General features: G+C 68.8%; 1 protein-coding gene. It reads left to right on the top strand.

What is annotated here, in order from left to right; all coding sequences use genetic code 11:
* Window positions 1-37: 37 nt before the first annotated feature.
* A partial coding sequence (locus tag D7X55_RS40080; RefSeq protein ID WP_199747364.1) for an Ig-like domain-containing protein occupies window positions 38-645 on the top strand: 608 nt, incomplete at its 3' end.

Genomic DNA, 645 nt, shown 5'->3' with positions numbered 1-645 from the left:
GGACCGAGCCGGTCCCGACCTTGCAGAACACGCCCCCATGCCCAACTTGAAACACCTGTTGTTGCTCGGCTGCATCGGCCTGAGCCCCGCCTGCATCGACGTTCCCCCGCTGGTGGAAGAGCCGCCCAAGCAGGACGCGGGCGCTCCCGACGCGGACTTCACCTTCACGGCGGTCCCCCTCCAGGAGCAGGTCCTCCCGGGAGGAACCCTGGACTGCGACATCCAACTCACCTGGACTGACACCACCGGAGGCGCCGTCACCTGGAGCCTCCTCTCCCCGCCCGCGGGCATCGAGCTCCAGTCCTTCACCCTGCCCAGGGGAGAGACGCGAGGAACCCTGAGCATCCGGGTGGGGGCGGACACCGTGCCCGGCCCCTACACGCTGACGCTGCAGGGCAAGAACGGCACGGTGACGAAGCAGGCCACGGTGGCGGTGACCGTGGGCAAGCCCGGGGACCTGGTGGTGAACTGGGTCGTCCCCACGCCCGGCAAGGCGTACACGCGAGGCCCTCTGCTCCTGCAGTTCACGGTGGAGGGAGGCGCGGCCGAGCAGGTGGAGATCCTCAAGGACACCACCGTACTGGTGAAGCCCACGGGGAGTCCCTACTCGTTCACCTGGGACACCACCTCGGAGGCAGAGGGGAC

The organism is Corallococcus sp. AB049A (assembly GCF_003668885.1).
Classification (GTDB): Bacteria; Myxococcota; Myxococcia; order Myxococcales; family Myxococcaceae; genus Corallococcus; species Corallococcus interemptor.
Note: the sequence above shows the minus strand (reverse complement) of the source record. Positions and strands in the feature narration are given on the sequence as shown.